This is a genomic window from Pandoraea capi (assembly GCF_902459735.1).
GTDB classification, from domain to species: domain Bacteria; phylum Pseudomonadota; class Gammaproteobacteria; order Burkholderiales; family Burkholderiaceae; genus Pandoraea; species Pandoraea capi.
In genome coordinates this window covers 651,647-675,192 of sequence record NZ_CABPRV010000001.1, presented here as the reverse complement: position 1 = coordinate 675,192, position 23,546 = coordinate 651,647, and the positions used below count along the sequence as shown (strand labels likewise).

The window sequence follows — 23,546 nt, the reverse complement described above, 5'->3', positions numbered from 1 at the left end:
TATTGGGGGGCTTAAGGAGCTTGGAGGGGGGGCTGGGGGCAGGGGCTCGGTCAGGTGCGACGGGCTTTTGTCGCCGACTTCTCCGACGCATACGGATCGGCGTAACCGAGTCCGGCGAGAATCTCCGTCTCGAGGCCTTCCATCTCCTGCGCTTCGTCGTCTTCCTCGTGATCGTAGCCTTGCGCGTGCAGCACGCCATGCACGATCAGGTGCGCGTAATGCGCTTCGAGCGAAATGCCTTGCTCGTTTGCCTCGCGCTCGACCACCGGGCAACACAGCACGATGTCGCCCGTGACCGGATCGCTTTCGTCCTGCGCGTAGGCGAACGTCAGCACATTGGTCGCGTAGTCCTTGCCGCGATAGCCGCGATTGAGCGTCTGACCTTCGTCGGCGTCGACGAAGCGCAGCGTCAGTTCGGCGTCGGCGAGCAGCGCGGCCTGCACCCAGCGGCGCACGGCGGTGCGCGAGAGCAGCGCCTTGTGCGACGCGAACGCGGGCCCCGCCACGAACTGGTTCGTCAGCGTGAGCGAGTGGCGGGCGGGCCGACCGCTCATGCCTTGCCTCCGGCCGTGCTTGATGCACGTGAGGCGCGCGAGGCGTGACCCGTGCGATCACCGCGCGACTCCGAGGCCGGCAGATCGAGCCCGGCTTCCAGATGTTGCGCGTGTTCGTCGTACGCTTCGACGATGCGTGCGACCAGCGGGTGACGCACCACGTCCACGCTGGTGAAGCGCGTCATGGCGATGCCGCGAACGTTCTTCAGGATCACCTGCGCTTCCATCAGGCCGCTCTTTTGCCCGCGCGGCAGGTCGACCTGCGTGGTATCGCCGGTCACCACGGCTTTGCTGCCGAAACCGATACGCGTGAGGAACATCTTCATCTGCTCGGGCGTGGTGTTCTGCGCCTCGTCGAGAATAATGAACGCATGATTGAGCGTACGGCCGCGCATGTAGGCCAGCGGCGCGATCTCGATCATCTGCTTCTCGAAATACTTCTGCGTCTTGTCGAAGCCGAGCAGGTCGTACAGCGCGTCGTACAGCGGGCGCAGATACGGATCGACCTTCTGTGCCAGATCGCCGGGCAGGAAGCCCAGGCGCTCGCCCGCTTCCACGGCCGGGCGCGTGAGCACGATGCGCTTGACGGCGTCGCGCTCCAGGGCGTCGACGGCGCAGGCCACGGCGAGATACGTCTTGCCGGTACCGGCCGGGCCGATGCCGAACGTCACGTCGTGCGACAGGATCTGCTTGAGGTAGTCGCGCTGGGCGGGCGTGCGGCCGTGCAGGTCGCTGCGACGCGTGTGCAGCACGGGCGAGCCGTCTTCCGTCTCACCGGCGGCGAACGGGTTGTCGTCGCCATGACGCACGCTCGGCGCGAGGCCCTGACGCGTTTCCACGAGTCCGAGCTGGATGTCGTCGACAGAGAGTGCTTCGGTTGCGCGATTGTAGAAACTCTCGAGCGCCTGCGTGGCGACGGCGGCACTCTTGCCTCGAATGGAGAAACGATGGCCGCGACGGGTGATCGAGACGTCGAGCGCCTGTTCGATCTGACGCAGGTTTTCGTCGAGCGGGCCGCAGAGATTGGCCAGACGGCGATTGTCGTCGCGCGGAGCGGTGAATTCTTGGACGGGTGCTTTCAAGATGATCCGGTCGTTTGCCTGTTCAGGTCGTTCGATGGCTTGGCGGTGACGGGGCAGCGATGCCAACCGTGGCTTGTGGTGGCTTGATACGCCCCGCCGGTCCCATATTCAATGCGTGACGACCAGTTCGCCGCGCAGCGAGTGCGGATAGGCGAACGTGATCACGACGTCGGTCATCTGACCGATCAGGCCCGCGCGTTGTGCCTCGGGCGCCGGGAAGTTGACCACGCGGTTGTTTTCGGTGCGGCCTTGCAGTTCGTTCGGGTCCTTGCGCGAAACGCCTTCGACCAGAATGCGCTGACGCGAGCCGACCATGCGCTGGCTGATGCGTGCTGCGTTTTCTTCGATCACGGCCTGCAAGTGCTGCAGACGGCGCAGTTTCACTTCGCGCGGCGTATCGTCCTGCAGGTTCGCGGCGGGCGTGCCGGGGCGCGGGCTGTAGATGAACGAGAAGCTGGTGTCGTAGCCGATGTCGTGGATCATCGCCATGAGCTTGTCGAAATCCTCTTCCGTCTCGCCGGGGAAGCCGACGATGAAGTCCGACGACATCGACATGTCCGGACGCACCTGACGCAGGCGACGGATGATCGACTTGTACTCCAGCACCGTGTAACCGCGCTTCATGGCCGAGAGCACGCGGTCCGCGCCGTGCTGCACGGGCAGGTGCAGATGGCTCACGAGCTTGGGCACCTTGGCGTAGGTGTCGATCAGACGCTGCGTGAATTCCTTCGGGTGGCTGGTCGTGTAGCGAATGCGCTCGATACCGGGCACTTCGGCCACGTATTCGATGAGCAGCGCGAAGTCGGCGATCTCGCCGTCGGCCATCAGGCCGCGATAGGCGTTCACGTTCTGGCCCAGCAGCGTGATTTCACGCACGCCCTGTTCGGCCAGCCCGGCAATCTCGGTGAGCACGTCTTCGAACGGACGCGAGACTTCGTCGCCGCGCGTGTAAGGCACCACGCAGTAGCTGCAATACTTCGAGCAACCTTCCATGATCGAGACGAACGCCGTGGCGCCTTCGACCTTGGCCGGCGGCAGGTGGTCGAACTTTTCGATTTCCGGGAAGGAGATGTCGACCTGCGAGCGGCCGGTCGAGCGCCGCGCTTCGAGCATCTGCGGCAGACGGTGCAGCGTTTGCGGGCCGAACACCACGTCCACGTAAGGGGCGCGCTGCACGATGGCCGCGCCTTCCTGACTGGCGACGCAGCCGCCGACGCCGATCACCAGATCCGGCTTGATTTCCTTGAGGGCGCGCATGCGGCCCAGATCCGAGAACACCTTTTCCTGCGCCTTTTCGCGCACGGAGCAGGTGTTGAACAGGATGACGTCGGCGTCTTCGGGGGTGTCGGTCTTTTCGAGGCCTTCAGCCGCGCCGAGCACGTCCGCCATCTTGTCGGAGTCGTACTCGTTCATCTGACAGCCGAACGTCTTGATGTAAATCTTTTTTGCCATGGAGTGTGCGCCGTTCGCAGTGGTTGACCTGGGGGCGTCGGTAATCATGAAATTCGAGCGAAATTCAAACGCAACCAAACGCAAAAGCCGGCATAGCCGGCCTGTCCGGACCTCCGTCGTGGGGCCGGTGTGTGGTGCACGCATTATACCGCGTGCACCGAGGAGGAGCGGGGAAGGGCGCGCCCGTCAGGGCTCAGCGGTTGTCCTTCATCGCCGTGGCCAGCGCCCGGATGTTGTACTGGAACAACTGGAGGTAGGTCGTCGCTTCCGGATTCTTCGACAGGGCGTCGGAGTACAGCTTGCCGTCGACCGTCACCTTGGCGTCGTGCGCAATGCGTTCGACCAGTCGCGGATTGGAGATGTTCTCCATGAATACCGCCTTGATGCCCGTCTTGCGGATCACGCGGATCAGGTTGGCGACGTCGCGGGCGCTGGCTTCGCTTTCCGTCGACACGCCTTCCGGGGCGAGGAATTTGATGTCGAAGCGCATGCCGAGGTAGCCGAAGGCGTCGTGCGAGGTCAGCACCACGCGGCGTGACGGCGGAATCGAGGCCAGCTGCTTCTTGGCCCAGGCGATCACCTCGTCGAGCGCGACACGGTAGTTTTGGGCGCGCGCGGCATAGTAAGGCGCGCCGGCCGGGTCAGCTTGCGAGAGGGCGGCCGCGATGTTGTCCACCATGGTCTTCACGCGCTCGGGATCCTGAAACATGTGCGGATCCGTGATCGTCTTGCCGTCGTCCTCCATCGTGCGGGGCTTGAGGCCCTTCGTGACCGTGACGAGCTGGCCGGAATAGTGGCTCGACTTCATCAGACGGGGCAGCCAGCCTTCAAAACCCAGGCCGTTCACGAAGAACAGCTTGGTGCCGGCAAGCTTGGCAACGTCAGCCGGGGTCGGCTCGTAGGTGTGGGTGTCCTGATCCGGGCCGACCAGCGTGGTGACGTCGATCCGGTCGCCGCCGACGGCTTTGACGATGTCCGACAGAATGCTGAAGCTCACGCCGACCGGCAGGCGCGTGTCCTGCGCCCGCGCCGGGCCGGCGAATGCCAGGGTCAGCGCGAACAGGGCGGCGAAGAGGCCTGCGCCGAACCACGACTTGCTACGGAGACTGCCGCTGACACTACTGGCGCCGCTGATGCCGCTAAAGCGTTTGGCGCCCTTACCCAATCCGAACATGTTTCCCTCTCTCAAAGCGCCGGCGCTTTGGCAGTACTTGCACCGCCCGGCGAAACAAGCAGCGCGCCCAGATAGGCGACACCTGCCGTCAATACGATGGCCGGCCCGGATGGGCAAGCCAGGTAATACGAAATCAGCAGCCCGATCACGCTCGATGCGCTGGCCACCAGCCACGCGCTCAGCAACATGCCGGGCAGGGTTCGGGCGACGAGGCGGGCCGTGGCGGCCGGCAGCATCATCAGCCCCACGGCCATGAGCGTGCCCATCGCCTGAAAGCCCGCAACGAGGTTCATCACCGTCAGCACCGTGAAGCCGAGGTGATAGCGCATCACGCCGCGCCCGTTGCGCTGGCCGAGGAAGGTCGGGTCGGCGCTGTCGAGCACGAGCCCGCGATAGTGCCAACCGAACCAGAGCAGCGTCACGGTCGTGATGGCGGCCACCAATATCAGCGACGGGTCGTCGACCGCGAGCACCGAACCGAACAGCAGGTTCATCAGGTCGACGCTGTTGCCCCATTTGGAGACGATCACCACGCCGCCGGCGAGCGCCAGCAGGTAGAAGCCGGCGAACGACGCCCCTTCGTCCAGCCGTGTGCGACGGCTCGACAGCCCTGCGAGCAGGGCGACGAGCAGGCCCGCCACCATGCCGCCTCCGGCCATCCACGGCAGCGACAGGCCGCCGATCAGATAGCCCACGGCGGCGCCGGGCAACACGGCGTGCGAGAGCGAGTCGCCCATCAGGCTCATGCGGCGCAGCAGCAAAAACACGCCCACGGGCGTGCAACCGAGCGAAAGCGCCAGACTCCCGACGAGGGCGTGCCGCATGAAGTCGAATTCCGCGAACGGTCCGACGATGAGGTTCAGCAAGGCGCTCACCGACGACCTCCCGGCGCAGAGAGGTTGGCGGACGCCGCCGGGCGCGCCTGCGCCCCTTGATTCGCAGCGAACGCGGTGTAACCGCCCGCGCCCGACAAGCCGACGTGCGTGCCACCGCCGGTACCACTGGCCGCGTCGGCCGATGGAAATCCGGCGTGCAGACAGTCTGCGGGCGCGCCCGAGGCGACCAGCCGACCAGCCATCACGGCGACATGCGCGAAACGCTCCAGCACCAGCGGTAGATCGTGAAGGACGGCAACGACGGTGCGTCCCTCGTTGCGCCATTGGTCCAGCAGGGCCAGCAACAGTTCCGCCGAGGGCACGTCGATGCCGGTGAGGGGTTCGTCCAGCAAAACGATCGGCGCGTCTTCCACGATCAGACGCGCGAAGCGGGCACGCTGCCATTGTCCGCCGGACAAGGCTTCGAGCGCCTGCGCCCGCTTGTCGGCGAGGCCCACGCGGGCCAGTGCGTCCAGCGCGCGATCGAACTCGTCGCGTCCCAGGCGGCGGGCGTCGCCGGTGCGACGCCACGTGCCCGTCAGCACATATTCTTCCACGCACATCGGAAAGCGATGATCCGTTTCGGGCCGCTGCGACAGGTAGGCCACGGGGCCATCGCTGACGATGCTGCCGCTGGATGCCTTTTGCAGCCCCGCAAGCGAGCGAAGCAGGGTGGTCTTGCCGCCGCCGTTCGGGCCGACGACGGCCGAGAGCACGCCGGGCGCGAAGGTGGCGCTCACGCCTGCGAGCGCGACGTTCGGGCCGAACTGGACGCAGAGATCCTGGCAGCCGATCACGAGGCGACCCCTCTCAGCGCCCAGAAAACGAGCGCCCAAAGGGGGATGAGCACGAGCAGCGTAAGTGCCGTGCGCTCCCAGCCAGCGAGACGGTAGAGCCAAACGGAGAAGCGAATCATGGATAAGGGAATGGGCGAGGCCCCGACACAGTCTGCAACTGTGTATCAAATAGGACGCAAATGCAACAAAGTTGCATTATTGCATGAAACCGCCCGGGGCATGCGGACGCCCGTCGGCGGCGCTGCGGGATGCGCGCGAGGGCATCGCGGACAGGGTCACATCACGTTACATATCCGCGCAGCAGATTTTGGCGAACCGGCGTAACATGGTTTCGAACTCGGTCGTCTGGCACGTTGTTCGCTTCATTCCAGAGATCGGCGATTTGCAAGGAGGAGGTGAGCCCGCTCAGACATCCATCCGCTTTTGACTTTCCGCTTGCGACGAACATGCCGTTGCAGATGCATTGGCGCATGTCGATCGCACGACCTTCGCGACTTCGCGCAGCCGCGACGCTTCGACAGGAAAGCAGGCCTCTCGCGCCCACGTCTTCGGCTTCGTCGACGTCGATGGGCCACCCACTTTTTTTCCCGAAAACATTGCACGTCAATCATCGTGTCGCAGTAAGAAATTCTATTGGATAGATAGGATTCCTTAGTAAGTAACGCAGATGCGCGAACGTGATCGAATGCAGGCAAACCCGAGTGCGCAATGCGTGGGTGAAGACGCGAAAAGTCGCTCGAATTTTGACCTGTCTGGCGTGACGTGCGCAATGCGTAGAGGTCGTGGAAACCCTTGCTGCATGCGGGTTATCGAGAATGCTTAGCGCTGCGGAAAATATCTAGCGACAGTTTTTTTGTTTGTGCATATGATGAGTTAACGGTTGCAATTTTCAGTGACAAGTTTAAAGTCAACCTAAACCGATTTTGAGTCGTTCATGTGAGGGAGGGGACAGTGCGAAAGGTTTCGCGTAAGTCGCTCCGGCATGCAGTGAGCCAGGTCGAAACCATTGCGCAGTCATCCGGGTCTTAGGCAACAGAGCGGGCATCGCATCGCGATGTTTTCCGATGAAGCGGGGGGTGAGGCATATGGATATTTTCAGCCACTACACGACACGTTTCGAAGCACGCAGGGAAGAGGAATACAGCATCCAGGAATATCTGGAGATCTGTAAGAAGGACTCGACTGCGTACGCGACGGCAGCCGAGCGCATGTTGCGCGCCATCGGTGAGCCTGAGCTGATCGATACGCATCACGACCCGCGACTCTCGCGGCTGTTCTCCAACAAGATCATCAAGATCTATCCTGCCTTCCGTGACTTCTACGGCATGGAAGACACGATCGAGCAAATCGTCTCGTTCTTCAAACACGCGGCGCAAGGACTCGAAGAACGCAAACAGATTCTGTATCTACTCGGGCCCCCGGGCGGCGGCAAGTCGTCGCTGGCCGAGAAGCTCAAGGTATTGATGGAAGACGTCCCCATCTATTGCCTGAAGGGATCGCCAGTGCACGAGTCGCCTCTGGGCCTGTTCTCCTCAGAGGAAGACGGCAAGATTCTGGAAGAGGACTTCGGTATTCCGTTGCGCTATCTCAATACGATTCCGTCGCCGTGGGCCACCAAGCGTCTTAACGAGTTCAACGGCGATATCACGAAGTTCCGCGTGGTGAAGGTGCGCCCGTCGGTGCTCCAGCAGATCGCGATTGCCAAGACCGAGCCGGGTGACGAAAACAACCAGGACATCTCGTCGCTGGTCGGCAAGGTCGACATCCGCAAGCTCGAGGAGTACCCGCAGGACGATCCGGACGCCTATTCCTACTCCGGCGGTTTGTGCCTGGCCAACCGTGGGCTGCTCGAATTCGTCGAAATGTTCAAGGCGCCGATCAAGGTGCTTCACCCATTGCTGACTGCGACACAGGAAGGCAACTACAAGGGGACGGAAGGGTTCGGTGCGATTCCGTTCGACGGTATCGTGCTCGCTCACTCGAACGAAGCGGAATGGCAGAGTTTCAAGGGCAACCGCAACAACGAGGCTTTCCTCGATCGTATCTACATCGTGAAGGTGCCGTACTGCCTGCGCGTGACCGACGAGGTGAAGATCTACGAGAAGCTGGTGAAAAACAGTTCGCTCGCCAACGCCCCGCGCGCGCCGAACGTGCTCAAGATGCTCGCCCAGTTCGCGGTGCTCACCCGCCTGAAAGAGCCCGAGAATTCCAACATCTTCTCCAAGGTGCGTGTCTACGACGGTGAAAACCTCAAGGACATCGACCCCAAGGCCAAGTCGTATCAGGAGTACCGCGACTACGCTGGGGTGGACGAAGGGATGACGGGCATGTCCACGCGTTTCGCCTTCAAGGTGCTCTCTAAGGTCTTCAACTTCGATAACACCGAAGTCGCGGCCAACCCAGTGCACATGCTGTATGTGCTCGAACAGCAAATCGAGCGTGAGCAGTATGCGGGCGAAGTCGAGAAGCGCTATCTCTCCTACATCAAGGAGTATCTGACCGCGCCGTTCGTGGAGTTCATCGGCAAGGAGATTCAGACCGCTTATCTGGAATCGTATTCCGAGTACGGTCAGAACATCTTCGATCGGTATGTGAACTTTGCGGATCTGTGGATTCAGGATCAGGAGTATCGCGACCCGAACACCGGCGAAATTCTCGACCGTACCGCGCTCAACGACGAACTGGAGAAAGTCGAAAAACCGGCCGGGATCACCAACCCGAAGGACTTCCGCAACGAGATCGTCAACTTCGTACTGCGCGCGCGCGCCAACAACGCGGGCAAGAATCCGCTCTGGACGAGTTACGAGAAGCTGCGGGCCGTCATCGAGAAGCGCATGTTCTCGACCACCGAGGATCTGCTGCCGGTGATTTCGTTCAATGCGAAGTCGTCCAAGGAGGATCAGGAAAAGCACGCCAACTTCGTCAACCGTATGGTGGAAAAGGGCTATACCCCGAAGCAGGTTCGCCTGCTTGTGGAATGGTATCTGCGCGTGCGCAAATCCTCGTAGCAACCAATCGGGGCCACTATGTCAGCAATCATCGACAGACGGCAAAACGGCAAGAACAAAAGCGCCATCAACCAGCAGCGCTTTATCAAACGCTACCGCGATCAGATTCGCCGCGCGGTAGCGAAGGCGGTGTCTGGGCGCAAGATCACCGATATCGATGGCAGCGGACAGGTCTCGATCCCGGTCAAGGACATTTCGGAACCGTTGTTCCACCACGGGCCCGGCGGGCGACGGGAGATGGTGCACCCCGGCAATCGCGAGTTCGTGGTGGGCGACAACTTCGAACGTCCGCCATCGGGCGCAGGGGGCGGCGGCAGCCGCGCCAGCGACTCGGGAGAGGGCGAGGACGATTTCGTTTTCAACCTCTCGCGCGAGGAGTTCCTGAAATTCTTCTTCGAGGACATGGCGCTGCCGGACCTCGCGAAACGCCGGCTCGCGCAAATTCCGGAGTTCCGCAAGGTCCGCGCGGGCTATTCCATCGACGGCACGCCGTCGAACCTCAACGTCATTCGCACGATGCGCAGCTCGCTGGGCCGCCGCATCGCGCTTACCGCCCCGTATCGCAAACAGTTGCGCGAGCTTGAGGCCGAGTACGCGGACATCGTCTCGCGCGAGGGCGATACGTCGCAGCGCGCCATGGCGCTGGCCCACGAGATTACGCATCTGCGCACGCGTGTCGAGGCGATCCCGTACATCGAAAAGCTCGATCTGCGGTATTCGAACCGGATCATGCAGCCGCGCCCGCAAGCGCAGGCCGTCATGTTCTGCCTGATGGACGTCTCGGGCTCCATGGATCAGAGCCGCAAGGATCTGGCCAAGCGTTTCTTCATGCTGCTCTATCTGTTCCTGCGGCATAACTACGAGCGCATCGATCTGGTGCTCATCCGTCACCACACCACGGCCAAGGAAGTCAATGAAGACGACTTCTTCTATGCGCGGGAATCGGGCGGTACGGTGGTCTCCAGCGCGCTCAAGCTGATGAACGAGATCATTGCAGACCGGTACTCGCCGAGCGACTGGAACATCTATGGCGCGCAGGTTTCCGACGGCGACAACTGGGACGGGGATTCGCCCATCTGCCGCGACATTCTGATGCAGTCGATCATGCCGGCCGTGCAGTACTTCGCCTACGTGGAGGTGGCGAGCGCGGAGCCGCAGAATCTGTGGAACGAATACCTGTCGGTCAAGCAGCAGCACCCGAATTTCGCGATGCAACGCATCATGGAAGCCGCTGAAATCTATCCGGTGCTGCACGACCTGTTCAAGAAGAAGGCGGCCTGAAAACCGTCCCGCCGGTACTACAACGAGGACGCATCATGGCGTATATCTCCACCGGATCGGAATGGACGTTCGAACTGATTCAGCGATACGAGCATGAGATCGCGCGTATCGCGTCGAACTTCAAGCTCGACACGTATCCGAATCAAATCGAGATCATCACCGCCGAGCAGATGCTCGACGCCTACGCGACCGTCGGTCTGCCCATCGGCTATCACCACTGGTCGTACGGCAAGCACTTCCTGTCGTCCGAGCGCGGATACAAGCGCGGGCAGATGGGGCTCGCGTACGAGATCGTCATCAACTCGAATCCCTGCATCGCGTATCTGATGGAGGAGAACAGCATGACCATGCAGGCGCTGACCATCGCGCATGCCAGCTACGGTCACAACTCGTTCTTCAAGGGCAATTACCTTTTTCGCACGTGGACCAGCGCCGACGCTATCGTCGATTACCTGCTGTTCGCGCGCAACTACATCACCGAGTGCGAGCAACGCTACGGCGAGCAGTCCGTGGAGCTGCTGCTCGACTCCTGCCATGCGCTGATGAACTACGGCGTGGATCGCTACAAGCGACCCAAACGGTTGTCGCTCGCGCAGGAGCAGGCGCGGCAGAAGGAGCGCGAGAACTATTTGCAGATGCAGATCAACGATCTGTGGCGCACGCTGCCGAATCACGCGCTGCACGACGACGATGAAGACGACGGCCTCGATCCGACCGATTCCGACGAGCCGCCATTCCCGGGCGAACCGCAGGAGAACCTGCTGTACTTCTTCGAGAAGAACGCCCCGAAGCTCGCGCCGTGGCAGCGCGAGATCGTGCGCATCGTGCGCAAGCTCGCGCAGTACTTCTATCCGCAGCGTCAGACGAAGGTCATGAACGAAGGCTGGGCGACGTTCTGGCATTACACGATTCTCCAGCAGCTCTACAAGGAGAAGCTCGTCAATGACGCCTTCATGATGGAGTTCCTGCACGCGCATACGAACGTGGTCTATCAACCGTCGTTCGATAGTCCATACTACAGCGGTCTGAATCCGTATGCGCTGGGCTTCGCGATGTTCCAGGACATTCGTCGCATGTGCGAGGAACCGACGCAAGAGGATCGTCAATGGGCGCCGGATATCGCAGGCTCGGACTGGCTGAAGACGCTCGACTTTGCGATGCGCAACTTCAAGGACGAGAGCTTCATTCAGCAGTTCCTCTCGCCCAAGGTCATTCGCGACCTCAAGCTGTTCTTGGTACTTGATGACGATCGTGACAGTCGGCTGCGCGTGACCGCCATCCACAACGATACCGGCTATCGCGAGATTCGCGAGATGCTCGCGCAGCAGTACAACCTCAGTCAGCTCGAACCGAACATTCAGGTCGCGCACGTCGATCTGCATGGGGACCGGTCGCTCACACTGCGTCACGTGCAGAGCGAGCGTAAGCCACTTGACGACAGCTTCGAGGAGGTGCTCAAGCACGTGGCGCGTCTGTGGGGATTCACGGTGCGGCTGGAGACTGTCTTTGAGGACGGTCGCAACGAGATGACGCATGAGACCAAGGTCGAGAAGCGGCGGCGCTATGCGCTGAGTGCCTGACGCTCGAATGATGTCGCTGCGAGACAAGGGATGAAGATACCGTTCGTCGCCCTCGATCACGTGGTGCTGCGCACGGCCGACGTCGCCCGGCTCCAGCATTTCTACATCGACGTGCTCGGCTGCACGCTGGAGAAGGTGCAGGCCGATCTCGGGCTGGTGCAACTGCGGGCGGGCGATTCGCTGATCGATCTGGTGGATGTGGAAGGAACCATCGGTCGTCAGGGCGGTGCGGCCCCCGGTCCCGAAGGCCGAAATCTCGATCACTTCTGCTTGCGGGTCGAACCGTTCGACGACGACGCGATGCGCAAGGGGCTGGCATCTCACGGCGTGACGTTGGGCGAGGCGGTGCAGCGCTACGGCGCGCACGGCGAAGGACCGTCGTGCTATCTCAATGACCCTGACGGCAATACCGTCGAGCTGAAAGGGCCGCCGTCTTCATCACGCTGAACCTTACGCTGCCATCTGCCCCAGCACGCTCTGATCGCGACCCTTGTGCTTCGCCTGATACAGCGCCTTGTCTGCACGGTCGAGCATGGCGCTGATGACGAGCGGCTCGCCCGGCTGCCATGACGCAATTCCCACACTGATCGTGATCGCTTCGCCTTCGTCGCGTGCCGTTTGCGGCAGAAGATCGGAGCTCGCGCGTTTGACCGATTCGCGAATCCGGTCGGCCACGCGCAATGCCGCGTGCTGATCGATTTCCGGCAGCACGACGGCGAACTCCTCGCCACCGAGACGCACCGCAAAGTCGCTCGGCAACCGGATGCAATGCTGGATCGTGGTGGCAATGCGCTGGAGCACGGCGTCGCCGAACGGATGACCGTAGCGGTCGTTCACCCGCTTGAAATAGTCGATGTCGATGAGCAGTACCGACAGCGGAATCGCACGCTGCTGCACGCGCTCGGCCACGAGGCGGATGCGGTTGTCGAAGTAGCGGCGGTTATAGATGTGCGTGAGCGGATCGATGAATACCTTCTCGACCAGATCGGTGTTGGTAAGCGCGAGCGACTGGTACTGCCGCGTAATTTCCCAGACGAGTGCGAGCGTCGCGACACCGGGCGACGCCAGCGCAAGCAGCCGCGCCGCATACCACTGATATGACGCCTCGCTCGGCGCGGTGAGCGAGAGCAGCAACTGACACAGCGAGATCGTGACGACAACCCATACGAGCAGGAACAGCTTGTGAGACAAGCGCGTGACCGCTGCAATGCGCCACCACAGCGCGACGTATGCGACGAACAGCGCACCCAGCGCAAGCGCCTCGATGTCGATGCCCCCCGCCAGGTGCGGTGTAACGAGCGTGCGTCCTGCGCCGACGAGCGTGAGCGACACCGTCACCCAGATGATGAGCACGGTAGCGCCATAGCGTGCGGCTTCCGAGTAGCCGGGACGTGTGTGCGGGTCCATGCGCGTGCGCGAATAGCTACGCACGCTCAGCATCACGTACGCCGCGAAGCTTGCTTCTGCCACCAGCCATAGCCAGAAGGGTGCGCGCGTGATGTGCGTCGAGATGCCGGCGAGCTGATTCGCGAGCAGGACCCCTTCGGTGAACATGAAGAGTCCGCGTAGCAAAAACGCACAGCCGAACTGCGCGAAGTAACGCTTACCGTTGTAGAGATACTGAACGCCGAGCAGGCACGCCGTCGATAGATTGAGAATGCCGCCTGCGGAGACGAGAAAGAAGGTGAGCAACGGATTCACTGCGCCTTCGAAGGCGCGTGCAAGGAATCCTGCGAGCGTGAGCGCGGCGCACGCGGCCAAAATGGTGGTCGCGGCAACGCGATTGCCCTGTTCGGTACGGCTGATGGTACTTTTCATAGTTGTTATTCGCCATTCAACGACCTCGCGCCCGCGCACGATCGCTTTCATACCGTTCAATCATCGCGCCCGCAGATCGCCGCAAGGTCATGGCCTCGCGTTACGCTCGCGTTTCCCCGATTTTTCGCTAAATGATTGAAAACTAAGATAAACCTCCGAGAATACACGAGTTTTTCCGGGTTGGCATCCGTTTCCGGAGAAGGACTCTAATTTCCTTTTCGACGCTAGAAAACATGCGGATTCCGGCCCGCTGACGCACCGGATTTGCACCGGTTTGGGGCGGGAAAAACGCACGTACGTCGTCCCGGAAAATAAATCGATGCGGCACACCGATCCGCAGGGCGAACAACGAAATGCAAGTTTTCGGGACATCCCGGTGCGATCGGCCGATGCGTCATCACTGACGGCTGCAACGCCAGTGATGACGGGGGATTTCGACGTGCGCAATTAATTAGTCATCCTATTGATATGAAGAATGTTGCGTGTAATTACGTGTAAATACACCGGATTCTTCACTAAAAACGTGCTACGGGTTGGCATCGACGCACTATCTGTACTAGAATAAAAAAAGCCAATCGCTGCGGTTGGCCCATAGAAACAAAAGCGTTGCCGGTGTTCCTCGTTGCGCCGGCGTCCTTACCATCACGCAATGAGTTTGTGCAGTAAAACTTTCGCGCGCTTTCAATAAGCGTGCACCGAGAGGCCCAGGCGCCCACGGCGTCGAAAGCTCGTCTCTCATGTCGCATTCCGCGACGCCTTGTTCGTCACCGTCGTCTTCCACAGACCTTCGGATCGAACACATCACAATTCGCAAGGCAGCTAACAGTTGTCATGCTTGATTGACCGCGTTGTCACGCGGGGCGATGGCTATTGCTATTGCCTCGCGCGCAGCGCTGCCAACCCATTCAAAGGGAGCATGAACGTGGCGAAGCAGTATCGCATTCTCTATCTGGCCGGCTTCGGACTGCTCGGTGTCGCCGCCGCAGTCACCGGTCTGGTGTATTGGCTGGGCGTTGATTCGCTCGTCAAATACCGGGGCGACCTGGTGTATTACACCCAACAGCATCTCAAGCTGGTGGCAGTTTCGATGACATTGGCCATTCTGGTCGGCGTGCCTGCGGGCGTACTGATCTCGCGTCCGATGTTCGAGAAGCACGCCGAGCGCGCGGTGCAAGTGTTCAACATCGGTAATACGCTGCCCTCGCTCGCCGTGCTGGCGCTGTCGATGGCGGTGCTCGGCATCGGCGACCGCCCGGCCATTCTGGCGCTGTGGCTCGCATCGCTGCTGCCCATCGTGCGCAACGCCTACGAAGGCTTGCGTCAGGTGCCGCCCGCGCTGCGGGAGTCGGCACGCGGCATGGGCATGACGCCGGCGCAGGTGCTGTTTCGCGTCGACCTGCCCAACGCCATGCCGGTCATCGTCGGCGGTGTTCGTACTGCGCTCGCGATCAACGTCGGCACGGCGCCGCTCGCGTTTCTGATCGGCGCGGACAGTCTGGGGCAGTTGATCTTCCCTGGCATCTATCTCAACGATCCGACCAAGCTGCTGCTCGGGGCCGGTGGCACGGCGCTGCTCGCGCTCGTGCTCGACGGCATCGTCGCCGTCGCGAGCGGCCTCTGGTTCGCGCGTCACGGCGCCGCCGCGCGCTAAGACTTCAGGAGATCCACACGTATGCAAGTTTCATTTCCTCGCTTCGTTGCGTCCTGCGCACGCCTGCTGAGTGCCACGGCACTCGCGCTGGGCATGATGGCGACGAGTGTTTCAGCGCAGGCCGCCTCGCTCACCATCGGCGGCAAGAACTTCACCGAACAACTGATCCTCTCCGAGATGACGGCGCAGTACCTGCGCAGCAAAGGGTACGACGTCGAACTCAAGAACGGGCTGGGCAGCGTGGTGATGCGTCAGGGCATGGAGAGCAATCAGCTCGATGTCGTCTGGGAGTACACGGGCACTTCGCTCATCGTCTACAACAAGGTCACGGAGAAGCTCGATCCGCAGCAGACCTATGAACGCGTGAAGGAACTCGACGGCAAGATCGGTCTCGTCTGGCTGAATCCCGCCGCGTTGAACAACACGTACGCGTTCGCCATGCCGGGCAAGATCGCGCGTGAAGAGGGCATCGAGACGGTGTCGCAACTCATCGAGAAATTCCGCACGCATCCCCGGATGCAGTTCGCGTTCGACATGGAGTTCGTCGGTCGTCCTGACGGTCTCGACCCGATGGAGCAGCTCTACGACTTTCATCTCGAGCGCAGCAACATCAAGCAGATGGATCCGGGCCTCGTCTACACGGCGCTGCGCAACGAACAGATCGATGCCGGTCTCGTCTATACGAGCGACGGCCGCAACAAGGGCTTCGATCTGAAGGTGCTGGACGACGACAAGGGCTTTTTCCCGGCCTATGCGGCGACGCCTGTCGTTCGCAAGGAAATCCTCGACGCCAACCCAAAACTCGCCGACGAACTCAACGCGCTGTCGGCGAAGATCAACGATGAAAACATGCGTGACATGAATGCGAAGGTCGATATCGATCATCGCGCGGTGTCGCGCGTGGCAAGCGACTTCCTCAAGCAGGAAGGACTGGTGCAGTGACGGCGCGCGTTCGCTGTCGCACCCTGTTACCGATTGAGGAGTCCCATGATTGAATTTTTGACGCATAACTGGCATCGCATCCTGACCCTTACCGGTCAGCATGCGTGGCTGGTGGCCGCCTCGGTCGGGGCGGCCATCGTGGTCGGCGTGCCGCTGGGCGTGCTGGTCACGCGTTTTCGCTGGTTGTCGGGCGCCGTGCTGGGTCTGGCGACGGTCGTGCTCACGATTCCGTCGATTGCCCTGTTCGGCCTGATGATCCCGGCCCTGTCCGTCTATGGCATGGGCATTGGCCCTGCGCCTGCCGTGGCCGCCGTCTTCCTGTACTCGCTGCTGCCGATCATGCGCAACACGAGCCTCGCGTTGCAGCAGATCGACCCGAGCATCCGTGAAGCGGGTATCGGCATCGGCATGACGTTCTGGCAGCGATTGCGCCTCGTGGAACTGCCGCTGGCCGTGCCGGTGGTACTGGGCGGTGTGCGCACCGCTGTCGTGATGAATATTGGCGTGATGGCCATTGGCGCCATCGTCGGGGCCGGCGGTCTGGGGGTGTTGATCACCCAGGGGATCAGCCAGAGCGATACCCGGCAGCTTGTCGTGGGTGCGGTCATGGTGAGTCTGCTCGCCATCGTCGCCGACACCCTGTTGCACCGCCTTCAGCGCGTGCTGACACCGAAAGGAATCCGAACCGTATGATCAAACTCGATAATCTCACCAAAAGCTTCGTCCAGAAGGACGGCACCCGCGTGACCGCCGTGAACTCGGTCAGCCTTGAAGTGCCGCCGGGCGAAATCTGCGTCTTCCTCGGCCCGTCGGGCTGCGGCAAGACGACCACGCTCAAGATGATCAACCGGCTGATCAAGCCGACGTCCGGGCACATTCTGCTCAACGGTGAAGACACCGGAAAGATCAATGAAATCGAACTGCGCCGCCACATCGGCTATGTGATCCAGCAGATCGGTCTGTTCCCGAACATGACCATCGAGGAAAACATCACGGTGGTGCCGCGCCTGTTGGGCTGGGACAAGAAGCGTTGCCGCGAGCGCGCGACCGAGCTCATGGGCATGGTGGCACTCGACCCGAAGCGCTATCTGTCGCGTTATCCGCGTGAGCTCTCCGGCGGTCAGCAACAACGTATCGGCGTGATTCGTGCATTGGCGGCCGATCCGCCCGTGCTGCTGATGGACGAACCGTTCGGTGCCGTCGATCCGATCAACCGCGAATCGATCCAGAACGAATTCCTGCAAATGCAGCGTCAGTTGGGCAAGACCGTCATCATGGTCAGCCACGATATTGATGAGGCGATCAAGCTGGCGGACCGCATCGCGATCTTCCGTCAGGGCAGTCTGGTGCAGTACGCACAGCCGGACGCCTTGCTGGCTCGCCCGGTCGACGAATTCGTCGCGAGCTTCGTGGGACATGACCGAATTCTCAAGCGTCTGCTGCTGGTGCGCGCGGAAGATGCGGCGACCCCGCAACCGACCGTCAAACCGCAGACGTCGCTTGCAGAAGCCTACGGCATGATGGACGAGCTCGATACGCGTTCGCTGGTCGTCGTCGACGAAAGCGCGCGCGCGTTGGGGTACATTGCACGTCGCGACACGCGTCACGCGCAAGGGACCTGCGGCGAGCGGGTGCGAGACTTCAAGGCGTCGGCCGTCGCCGGCGACAACCTGCGGGTGCTGCTCTCGCGCATGTACGAGCACAATCTGGCGTCGTTGCCTGTGCTGGGGGACGACAATCAGTACCTCGGCGAGGTCACGCAGGATTCCATCGCCGACTACCTGAGTTCGGGCAAGTCGCGTGGCAATGGCGGCGGTACGATCATCGCGCCGTCGCTGCCGGGCACGCCGAGCGTTGTGGCGAGCGTGCCGTTCGGGGCGCCGGTGTGACCAGCACTCGTGGCACCCGCGCGGTCGGCATCGATGCGTTCAGGGCGTGAGGGCGGGTGAGCATCCCTGACAATGCGTGATGTCGTGTGAGTTTCAATGGCCGGATGGGAACGACGTCCGGTCGGCGCATCAGAAGATGACGGCCCATCGTGGTCGTCATTTTTGCGTTTATGGTCGAGATTTGGCGACGCTGGATGCGGATGATCCTGCGGTGGCGTCGGCAGGGCACAAGTGAATCAAGGAGTGGCGGGATGACGTGGGAAGTGGTGACGGCGTGGTTCGATAACACGCCCTGGGCGCGAATGGCGGTAGCGTTGGCGATCTTGGTGGCAGCAGCGTTGCTGGTGCAGGCCCTGGCGCAGTTCGTGGTTGTCCGGGTGGTGCGCATCGTGGTGCAGCGCACGGCCAATCGCTGGGACGATGCGTTGCTCGCCCATCGGGTCTTTCATCGGGCCGCGCGCATTCTGCCGTATCTGGTGGTGCAGTTCGGCATCGAACTGGTGCCGGACCTGCCGGCGAAGGTGTTGCTCGTCGTGAGCAATGTCGCACTCGCCACGACACTGCTTTATGCCACGCTTGCCCTCGCGGGCATTCTGGATGCGGCGCAGACCGTCTACGCGATGTCTGAACATGCGCGCACGCGGTCGATCAAGGGCTACGTCCAGCTAGGAAAAATCGCGCTTTACGTGGTCGCGGCCATCGCCATCGTCGCCACCATCATCGACCGCTCGCCGTGGCTGCTGCTCTCCGGACTGGGGGCGATGTCGGCAGTCCTGTTGCTGGTGTTCAAGGACACGATCATGTCGTTCGTCGCGAGCGTGCAGCTGACGTCGAACGACATGCTGCGCGTGGGCGACTGGATCGAGATGCCGCAGGTCGGCGCCGATGGCGACGTGGTGGACATCGCGTTGCATACCGTGAAGGTTCAGAACTGGGACAAGACGATCACGACGATCCCGACGTGGCGTCTGATCTCCGAGAGTTTCCGCAACTGGCGCGGCATGCAGCAGTCGGGCGGACGTCGCATCAAGCGCACGCTGTGCATTGACGCGGGGAGCGTCGGTTTTCTCGACGAGGCGGAGATTGCCCGTCTGTCGAAGCTGCATTTGCTTGGGGATTATCTGTCCGAGAAGCAGCGTTCTCTGGCCGACGCCAATGCCGCATTGGGACATGCGGCGGGCGTGCCGGCGAATACGCGGCGCCTGACGAACATCGGCACCTTCCGCGCGTATGCGCTGGCTTATCTGAAAGCTCATCCGAACATTCACGAAGGCATGACATGCATGGTGCGTTCGCTGCAACCGACGGCGACCGGCATTCCCGTGGAGCTTTATTGCTTCACGAACACGACCGTCTGGGCGGAATACGAGCGCGTGCAGGGTGACGTCTTCGATCACCTGCTGGCCATCCTGCCGGAGTTCGGATTGCGCATGTATCAGAACCCGGCAGGGGCGGATCTGGTGAGGTGGCAGGGCAAGGTTGCGGCGTGAACGTGTCAGACCGACGTTCGGGCGCAAGCCGTTAGCGAGGTCGACGACGCATCATTTCTGCGTCGACCAGCCAGCGATGCGTTCCCCATCGTATGCGGCTTCGCTGAATGCATACCCGCCCCCTTTCTCGTAAATGCGGGCCATCGTTTGCTTGTGATTGGAGCCCAGATAAGTGTTTGCGAAACCGCAGATGACAAAGAACATTGCCCACTGAGGGAAGTATTCCTTCTGCACCGTCGCCCAATAGGCCTCGCAGCGCCGGACTGCGTCTGTAAATTCCTTCCAGTACATCTGAAGCACAGGTTCTTCCGATGTCACGTTCTCGTATTCAATGTGACGGGCGCAAACCGACGCGAGCGCCGTTCGCATCCCATTGCGCGTTTCTTCCGGGATCGCGCGCATGAGAGACGGGAAATCCGTGACGGGGGCGTGTGCCGTTCGTAATGTTAAGGCTCGCGTTGTGACGGCATGTGGGGTGGTGATGTTGTCCGGCGGCAAATGATGAGCACTCTCGAACGATCCTGCCCATTCGCCCGTCTCGGCCGGTGAGGTTTCGTGACTCGTCGGAGTCAAAGATCTTGCGTTGGCTGTGTGAGCGCGATCGATATCCATGATTTATCTCCATTGGTTGAAGGAGATTCCAATATGAAACTTATCGAACGGCGGACTTTGCGTAACGTGCTGCTGCGTTCCGGTTTTCGACCGCAGATGGGATTTCTCGTGTGACGTCGGTGAGGTGTTGCCCCATGCGTCGAGTTCTTCTGTGATTCGCAAATGTCGCCCGACTGCTTCAGGAAAATTCCGGAATGCTTTCGGTTCTGTTTACTTCGATGTGTCGCGCTGCGAACATGTCTCGGAATCCACGGGAGAGGGAGGGCGGGGTGAAGTTTGGGGCACGTCTCTCGGTCCTGCGGCCATGCGACTCAGTCAGGTCAGGTCAGATCGATTGATCGCAGGAGATTGGTCCGACGTTCAGGTGAGTTGGATCGCCAGGCGTTGAGATACGCCATGACACGATTGAGCGAAGTGTTCTCAGAGGGGCTTTGCGACGCGGAAGATTGATGGGTTGCCGACGCATATAAGGAAGGGCTCCAGCAGGAGCCCTTCCGAGGATTACGTCATCGCAAGACGCATCAATTCGATGACATTTTCCGTGTCTGACGCCCCTGACACATCAGAGGCGTCGTACCGTAGCGACGTTACGCCGCCGACTCGTCCAGCGTCGGGTAGTCGACGTAGCCGCGGGCATCGCCGCCGTACAGCGTGTCGCGGTCCAGTTCGTTGAACGGGCCGCCGCGCTTGAGGCGCTCCACGAGGTCCGGATTCGCGATGAACGGCTTGCCGAACGCAATCAGGTCCGCGAGGTTTTCCTTACGTGCCTTCAGCGCCAGTGCGAGGTCATAGCCGTTGTTGGCCATGAACGTGCCCTTGAAGATCTTGCGCAGCTTCTGAAGATCGAAGCCGCCTTCCACTTCACGCGGGCCGCCCGTCGCGCCTTCGACCACGTGCAGGTATACGAGGCCGAAGCGGTTCAGTTGCTCGACGGCATAAGTGAACACCGGTTCCGGATTGCTGTCGCCGCAATCGTTGGCCGGGCTGATCGGCGACAAACGAATGCCTACGCGATCGGCGCCCCAGACATCGACGACGGCTTGCGTCACTTCAAGTACCAGACGCACGCGATTCTCGATGCTGCCGCCGTACTGGTCCGTACGGTGGTTGGTCTTGTCGCGCATGAACTGGTCGAGCAGGTAGCCGTTCGCGGCATGGATTTCCACGCCGTCGAAACCGGCACGCTTCGCGCATTCGGCGGCGTGACGATACTGGTCGATGATGCCCGGAATCTCGGACGTTTCCAGCGCGCGAGGCACCGGATGCGGCTCGAAGCCGTGTTCCGTGAACGCCTGACCCGCAGGCTGGATCGCCGAAGGCGCGACCGGCAGCGCACCGCCGGGTTGCAGCGACGGATGAGAGATACGGCCTACGTGCCACAACTGGCAGAAAATCTTGCCGCCCTTGGCGTGGAGCGCGTCCGTAACCTGCTTCCAGCCGGCGACCTGTTCGTCGGTATAGATGCCGGGCGTGAATGCGTAGCCTTTGCCTTGCTGCGAGATGTTGGTGGCTTCACTGATGATGAGCCCGGCCGATGCACGTTGCGCGTAGTACTCGGCGACCATCGGGCCCGGCACGTCGCCCTTGCCCGCGCGGCTGCGGGTCAGCGGTGCCATGACGATGCGGTTGCTCAGTTCGAGCGGGCCAAGCGCGTACGACGAAAACAGGTCGGTATCGAGCGTGGCGAGTTGGGGATGTTGCGAGTCCGTCATTGCTGAAGGTCCTGTGAAAGTGGGGGTTGCTGTGCTGCACAAAACTTGCACAGGTTACGGCAATTCTCCTGGCTTTGCTGAGCACCGCCACGTCCTTCCGGCCATCGACGCCGGAAACGAAAACTCGCCGGACACCCTGCACCGGAACAGGGCGTCGCGACGAGTCATCGTGAAGCGTAGCGGAAACTGAATTTATGGCCGAATTCGCCTGGAAGCTGGTCGAAATCCGTGGTTTCAGGCGTTTGCGGCCATCGGACGCTTCGGCGCGTGCGGCGCAATGCGCAGCACCATGATCGCGCCGATGATGCACACACCGCCCGAGAGCATCGAGGCCATCGTGTAATTGCCGAGCGTTGCACGCAGCGAACCGGCCACAAGCGCCGCCGTTGCCGCGCCAAGCTGGTGACCTGCCACGATCCAGCCGAACACGATCAGGGCCATCGTCTTGCCGAACACGTCCGTCGTCAGGCGCACCGTCGGCGGTACCGTCGCAATCCAGTCGAGCCCGTAGAACAGCGCGAAGAGCGGAAGGCCGAAGAAATCGAGGCCGAAGGCATACGGCAGATAGAGGAGCGACAGCCCGCGCAGGCCGTAGTACCAGAACAGCAGCACACGGCTGTTGTAGCGGTCGGACAACCAGCCCGACGCCGTGGTGCCCACGAGATCGAGAATGCCCATCGCCGCCAGAATGCCTGCACCCTTGACTTCGGAGAGACCGTAATCGCCGCACATTGCGATGAAGTGCGTGCCGATGTAGCCGTTGGTGCTCGCGCCGCAGATGAAGAAGCTGAAGAACAGCAGCCAGAAGTCGCGCTTGCCGGCGGCCATGCGCAAGGCCGACAGCGCTGCGGTGAGCGGATTGCCTTGCGTGAGCTGGACATCGGGGGCGTCTTCGGGCGCGCCGACGGGACGCAGGCCGACCGAACCCGGCCGCTCCGGCACCAGCAATGCCACGAGCGGCAGCACGATCGCCGCGACGACCGCCACGATCAGCACCACCGGCCGCCAGCCGTAGTTTTCCGTGATCGCTGCCATGAGCGGCAGGAACACCATCTGGCCCGTTGCCGAGCTGGCGGTGAGAATCCCCATCGCCAGGCCGCGATGCGTGTGGAACCAGCGGTTCGACACCGTGGCCGCGAGCGTCACGGCGGCCACGCCCGTGCCGCCACCGACCATCACGCCCCAGATCAGGACCATCTGCCAGGGCGCGGTCATGAGCGACGACAGGGCGGTGCCGGAGGCCAGCAGCAACAGCGCCACCATCACGGTCGGACGAATGCCGAAGCGCTGCATGGCGGCCGCCGCGAACGGGCCGGTCAGGCCGTACAGCGCCAGATTGACGGAGATCGCCAGCGAGATCGTCGCGCGGCTCCAGCCGAAGTCGTGTTCGAGCGGCACCATCATCACGCTCGGTGTCGCGCGAATGCCCGCCGAGGCGAGCAGGACCAGGAAAATGACGCCGACGACGATCCACCCGTAGTGGAAGCGTCCGTCGATGCGCTTGGCAAGTGCAGCCTTCATGGCGGAAATCCTTGCTGGGATTCGGTTTTCTTTGCCGAACCGGGAACGTTTGCGAGAACCGCGCAGTCTACCGGGATCGATAGCTTGTGACTGCTCGGTAACATGAGG

Annotated in this window: 19 protein-coding genes; 9 read left to right on the top strand and 10 right to left on the bottom strand. The window is 61.7% G+C overall.

What is annotated here, in order from left to right; all coding sequences use genetic code 11:
* Positions 1 to 50: 50 nt before the first annotated feature.
* From ybeY to PCA20602_RS02955, 6 genes are all read right to left on the bottom strand, one after another.
* Complete coding sequence (ybeY, locus tag PCA20602_RS02980; protein WP_150719878.1) at positions 51 to 554, bottom strand: rRNA maturation RNase YbeY; 504 nt, start codon at positions 552 to 554, stop codon at positions 51 to 53.
* The gene (locus PCA20602_RS25890; RefSeq protein WP_343031976.1) at positions 551 to 1,636 is read right to left on the bottom strand and encodes a PhoH family protein; all 1,086 of its coding nucleotides are present in this window, start codon (positions 1,634 to 1,636) and stop codon (positions 551 to 553) included. The genes ybeY and PCA20602_RS25890 overlap by 4 nt, the downstream gene beginning before the upstream one ends.
* Before the next feature lie 108 nt (positions 1,637 to 1,744).
* Positions 1,745 to 3,088, bottom strand: a complete 1,344-nt coding sequence (gene miaB / locus PCA20602_RS02970) for a tRNA (N6-isopentenyl adenosine(37)-C2)-methylthiotransferase MiaB (protein WP_069342463.1) — start codon at positions 3,086 to 3,088, stop codon at positions 1,745 to 1,747.
* A 193-nt stretch (positions 3,089 to 3,281) separates the two neighbouring features.
* Positions 3,282 to 4,262 (bottom strand): metal ABC transporter substrate-binding protein, encoded by a 981-nt coding sequence (locus PCA20602_RS02965; RefSeq protein ID WP_150719877.1) that lies wholly within the window; start codon positions 4,260 to 4,262, stop codon positions 3,282 to 3,284.
* An 11-nt stretch (positions 4,263 to 4,273) separates the two neighbouring features.
* On the bottom strand, positions 4,274 to 5,137 hold the full coding sequence (locus tag PCA20602_RS02960) for a metal ABC transporter permease (RefSeq protein ID WP_150719876.1): 864 nt from the start codon (positions 5,135 to 5,137) through the stop codon (positions 4,274 to 4,276).
* Positions 5,134 to 5,934: a metal ABC transporter ATP-binding protein gene (locus PCA20602_RS02955; protein ID WP_174980740.1), complete on the bottom strand. Its 801-nt coding sequence runs from the start codon at positions 5,932 to 5,934 to the stop codon at positions 5,134 to 5,136. The genes PCA20602_RS02960 and PCA20602_RS02955 overlap by 4 nt, the downstream gene beginning before the upstream one ends.
* 1,085 nt (positions 5,935 to 7,019) lie before the next feature.
* Between PCA20602_RS02955 and PCA20602_RS02950 the strand changes: the two genes are divergently transcribed.
* The 4 genes from PCA20602_RS02950 to PCA20602_RS02935 are packed head-to-tail and all read left to right on the top strand — an operon-like array spanning position 7,020 to position 12,250.
* Positions 7,020 to 8,942 carry a PrkA family serine protein kinase gene (locus PCA20602_RS02950; protein ID WP_069342466.1) on the top strand — a complete coding sequence of 641 codons (1,923 nt, stop codon included), beginning with the start codon at positions 7,020 to 7,022 and terminating at the stop codon, positions 8,940 to 8,942.
* Between the two features lie 18 nt (positions 8,943 to 8,960).
* Positions 8,961 to 10,223, top strand: a complete 1,263-nt coding sequence (locus tag PCA20602_RS02945; protein ID WP_150719874.1) for a YeaH/YhbH family protein — start codon at positions 8,961 to 8,963, stop codon at positions 10,221 to 10,223.
* A gap of 35 nt (positions 10,224 to 10,258) precedes the next feature.
* Positions 10,259 to 11,803, top strand: coding sequence for a SpoVR family protein (locus tag PCA20602_RS02940; protein WP_150719873.1), 1,545 nt, complete (start codon positions 10,259 to 10,261; stop codon positions 11,801 to 11,803).
* Positions 11,804 to 11,833: 30 nt separating this feature from the next.
* Positions 11,834 to 12,250 (top strand): VOC family protein, encoded by a 417-nt coding sequence (locus tag PCA20602_RS02935; protein ID WP_150719872.1) that lies wholly within the window; start codon positions 11,834 to 11,836, stop codon positions 12,248 to 12,250.
* 3 nt (positions 12,251 to 12,253) lie between these two features.
* On the opposite strand, the gene PCA20602_RS02930 is transcribed toward PCA20602_RS02935, so the two are convergent.
* On the bottom strand, positions 12,254 to 13,621 hold the full coding sequence (locus PCA20602_RS02930) for a GGDEF domain-containing protein (protein ID WP_174980738.1): 1,368 nt from the start codon (positions 13,619 to 13,621) through the stop codon (positions 12,254 to 12,256).
* 916 nt (positions 13,622 to 14,537) lie between these two features.
* Between PCA20602_RS02930 and PCA20602_RS02925 the strand changes: the two genes are divergently transcribed.
* From PCA20602_RS02925 to PCA20602_RS02905, 5 genes are all read left to right on the top strand, one after another.
* A complete protein-coding gene (locus PCA20602_RS02925; RefSeq protein ID WP_174980729.1) occupies positions 14,538 to 15,272 on the top strand; it encodes an ABC transporter permease in 735 nt (244 codons plus the stop codon).
* Positions 15,273 to 15,293: 21 nt separating this feature from the next.
* On the top strand, positions 15,294 to 16,214 hold the full coding sequence (locus PCA20602_RS02920) for a glycine betaine ABC transporter substrate-binding protein (RefSeq protein ID WP_150719870.1): 921 nt from the start codon (positions 15,294 to 15,296) through the stop codon (positions 16,212 to 16,214).
* 45 nt (positions 16,215 to 16,259) lie between these two features.
* Positions 16,260 to 16,907 carry an ABC transporter permease gene (locus PCA20602_RS02915; protein ID WP_069342473.1) on the top strand — a complete coding sequence of 216 codons (648 nt, stop codon included), beginning with the start codon at positions 16,260 to 16,262 and terminating at the stop codon, positions 16,905 to 16,907.
* Positions 16,904 to 18,103 (top strand): osmoprotectant ABC transporter ATP-binding protein OsmV, encoded by a 1,200-nt coding sequence (locus PCA20602_RS02910; RefSeq protein ID WP_150719869.1) that lies wholly within the window; start codon positions 16,904 to 16,906, stop codon positions 18,101 to 18,103. The genes PCA20602_RS02915 and PCA20602_RS02910 overlap by 4 nt, the downstream gene beginning before the upstream one ends.
* 251 nt (positions 18,104 to 18,354) lie before the next feature.
* Entirely contained in the window at positions 18,355 to 19,593 is a 1,239-nt protein-coding gene (locus tag PCA20602_RS02905; RefSeq protein WP_150719868.1) for a mechanosensitive ion channel family protein, read from the top strand.
* Between the two features lie 51 nt (positions 19,594 to 19,644).
* Here the strand turns inward: PCA20602_RS02905 and PCA20602_RS02900 are convergent, their stop codons facing one another.
* The 3 genes from PCA20602_RS02900 to PCA20602_RS02890 all read right to left on the bottom strand — a co-directional run bounded on the left by PCA20602_RS02900 (position 19,645) and on the right by PCA20602_RS02890 (position 23,438).
* On the bottom strand, positions 19,645 to 20,205 hold the full coding sequence (locus PCA20602_RS02900; protein WP_150719867.1) for a hypothetical protein: 561 nt from the start codon (positions 20,203 to 20,205) through the stop codon (positions 19,645 to 19,647).
* Positions 20,206 to 20,792: 587 nt separating this feature from the next.
* Entirely contained in the window at positions 20,793 to 21,917 is a 1,125-nt protein-coding gene (locus PCA20602_RS02895; protein ID WP_150719866.1) for an alkene reductase, read from the bottom strand.
* 234 nt (positions 21,918 to 22,151) lie between these two features.
* Positions 22,152 to 23,438: an MFS transporter gene (locus tag PCA20602_RS02890; RefSeq protein WP_150719865.1), complete on the bottom strand. Its 1,287-nt coding sequence runs from the start codon at positions 23,436 to 23,438 to the stop codon at positions 22,152 to 22,154.
* Positions 23,439 to 23,546: the final 108 nt, after the last annotated feature.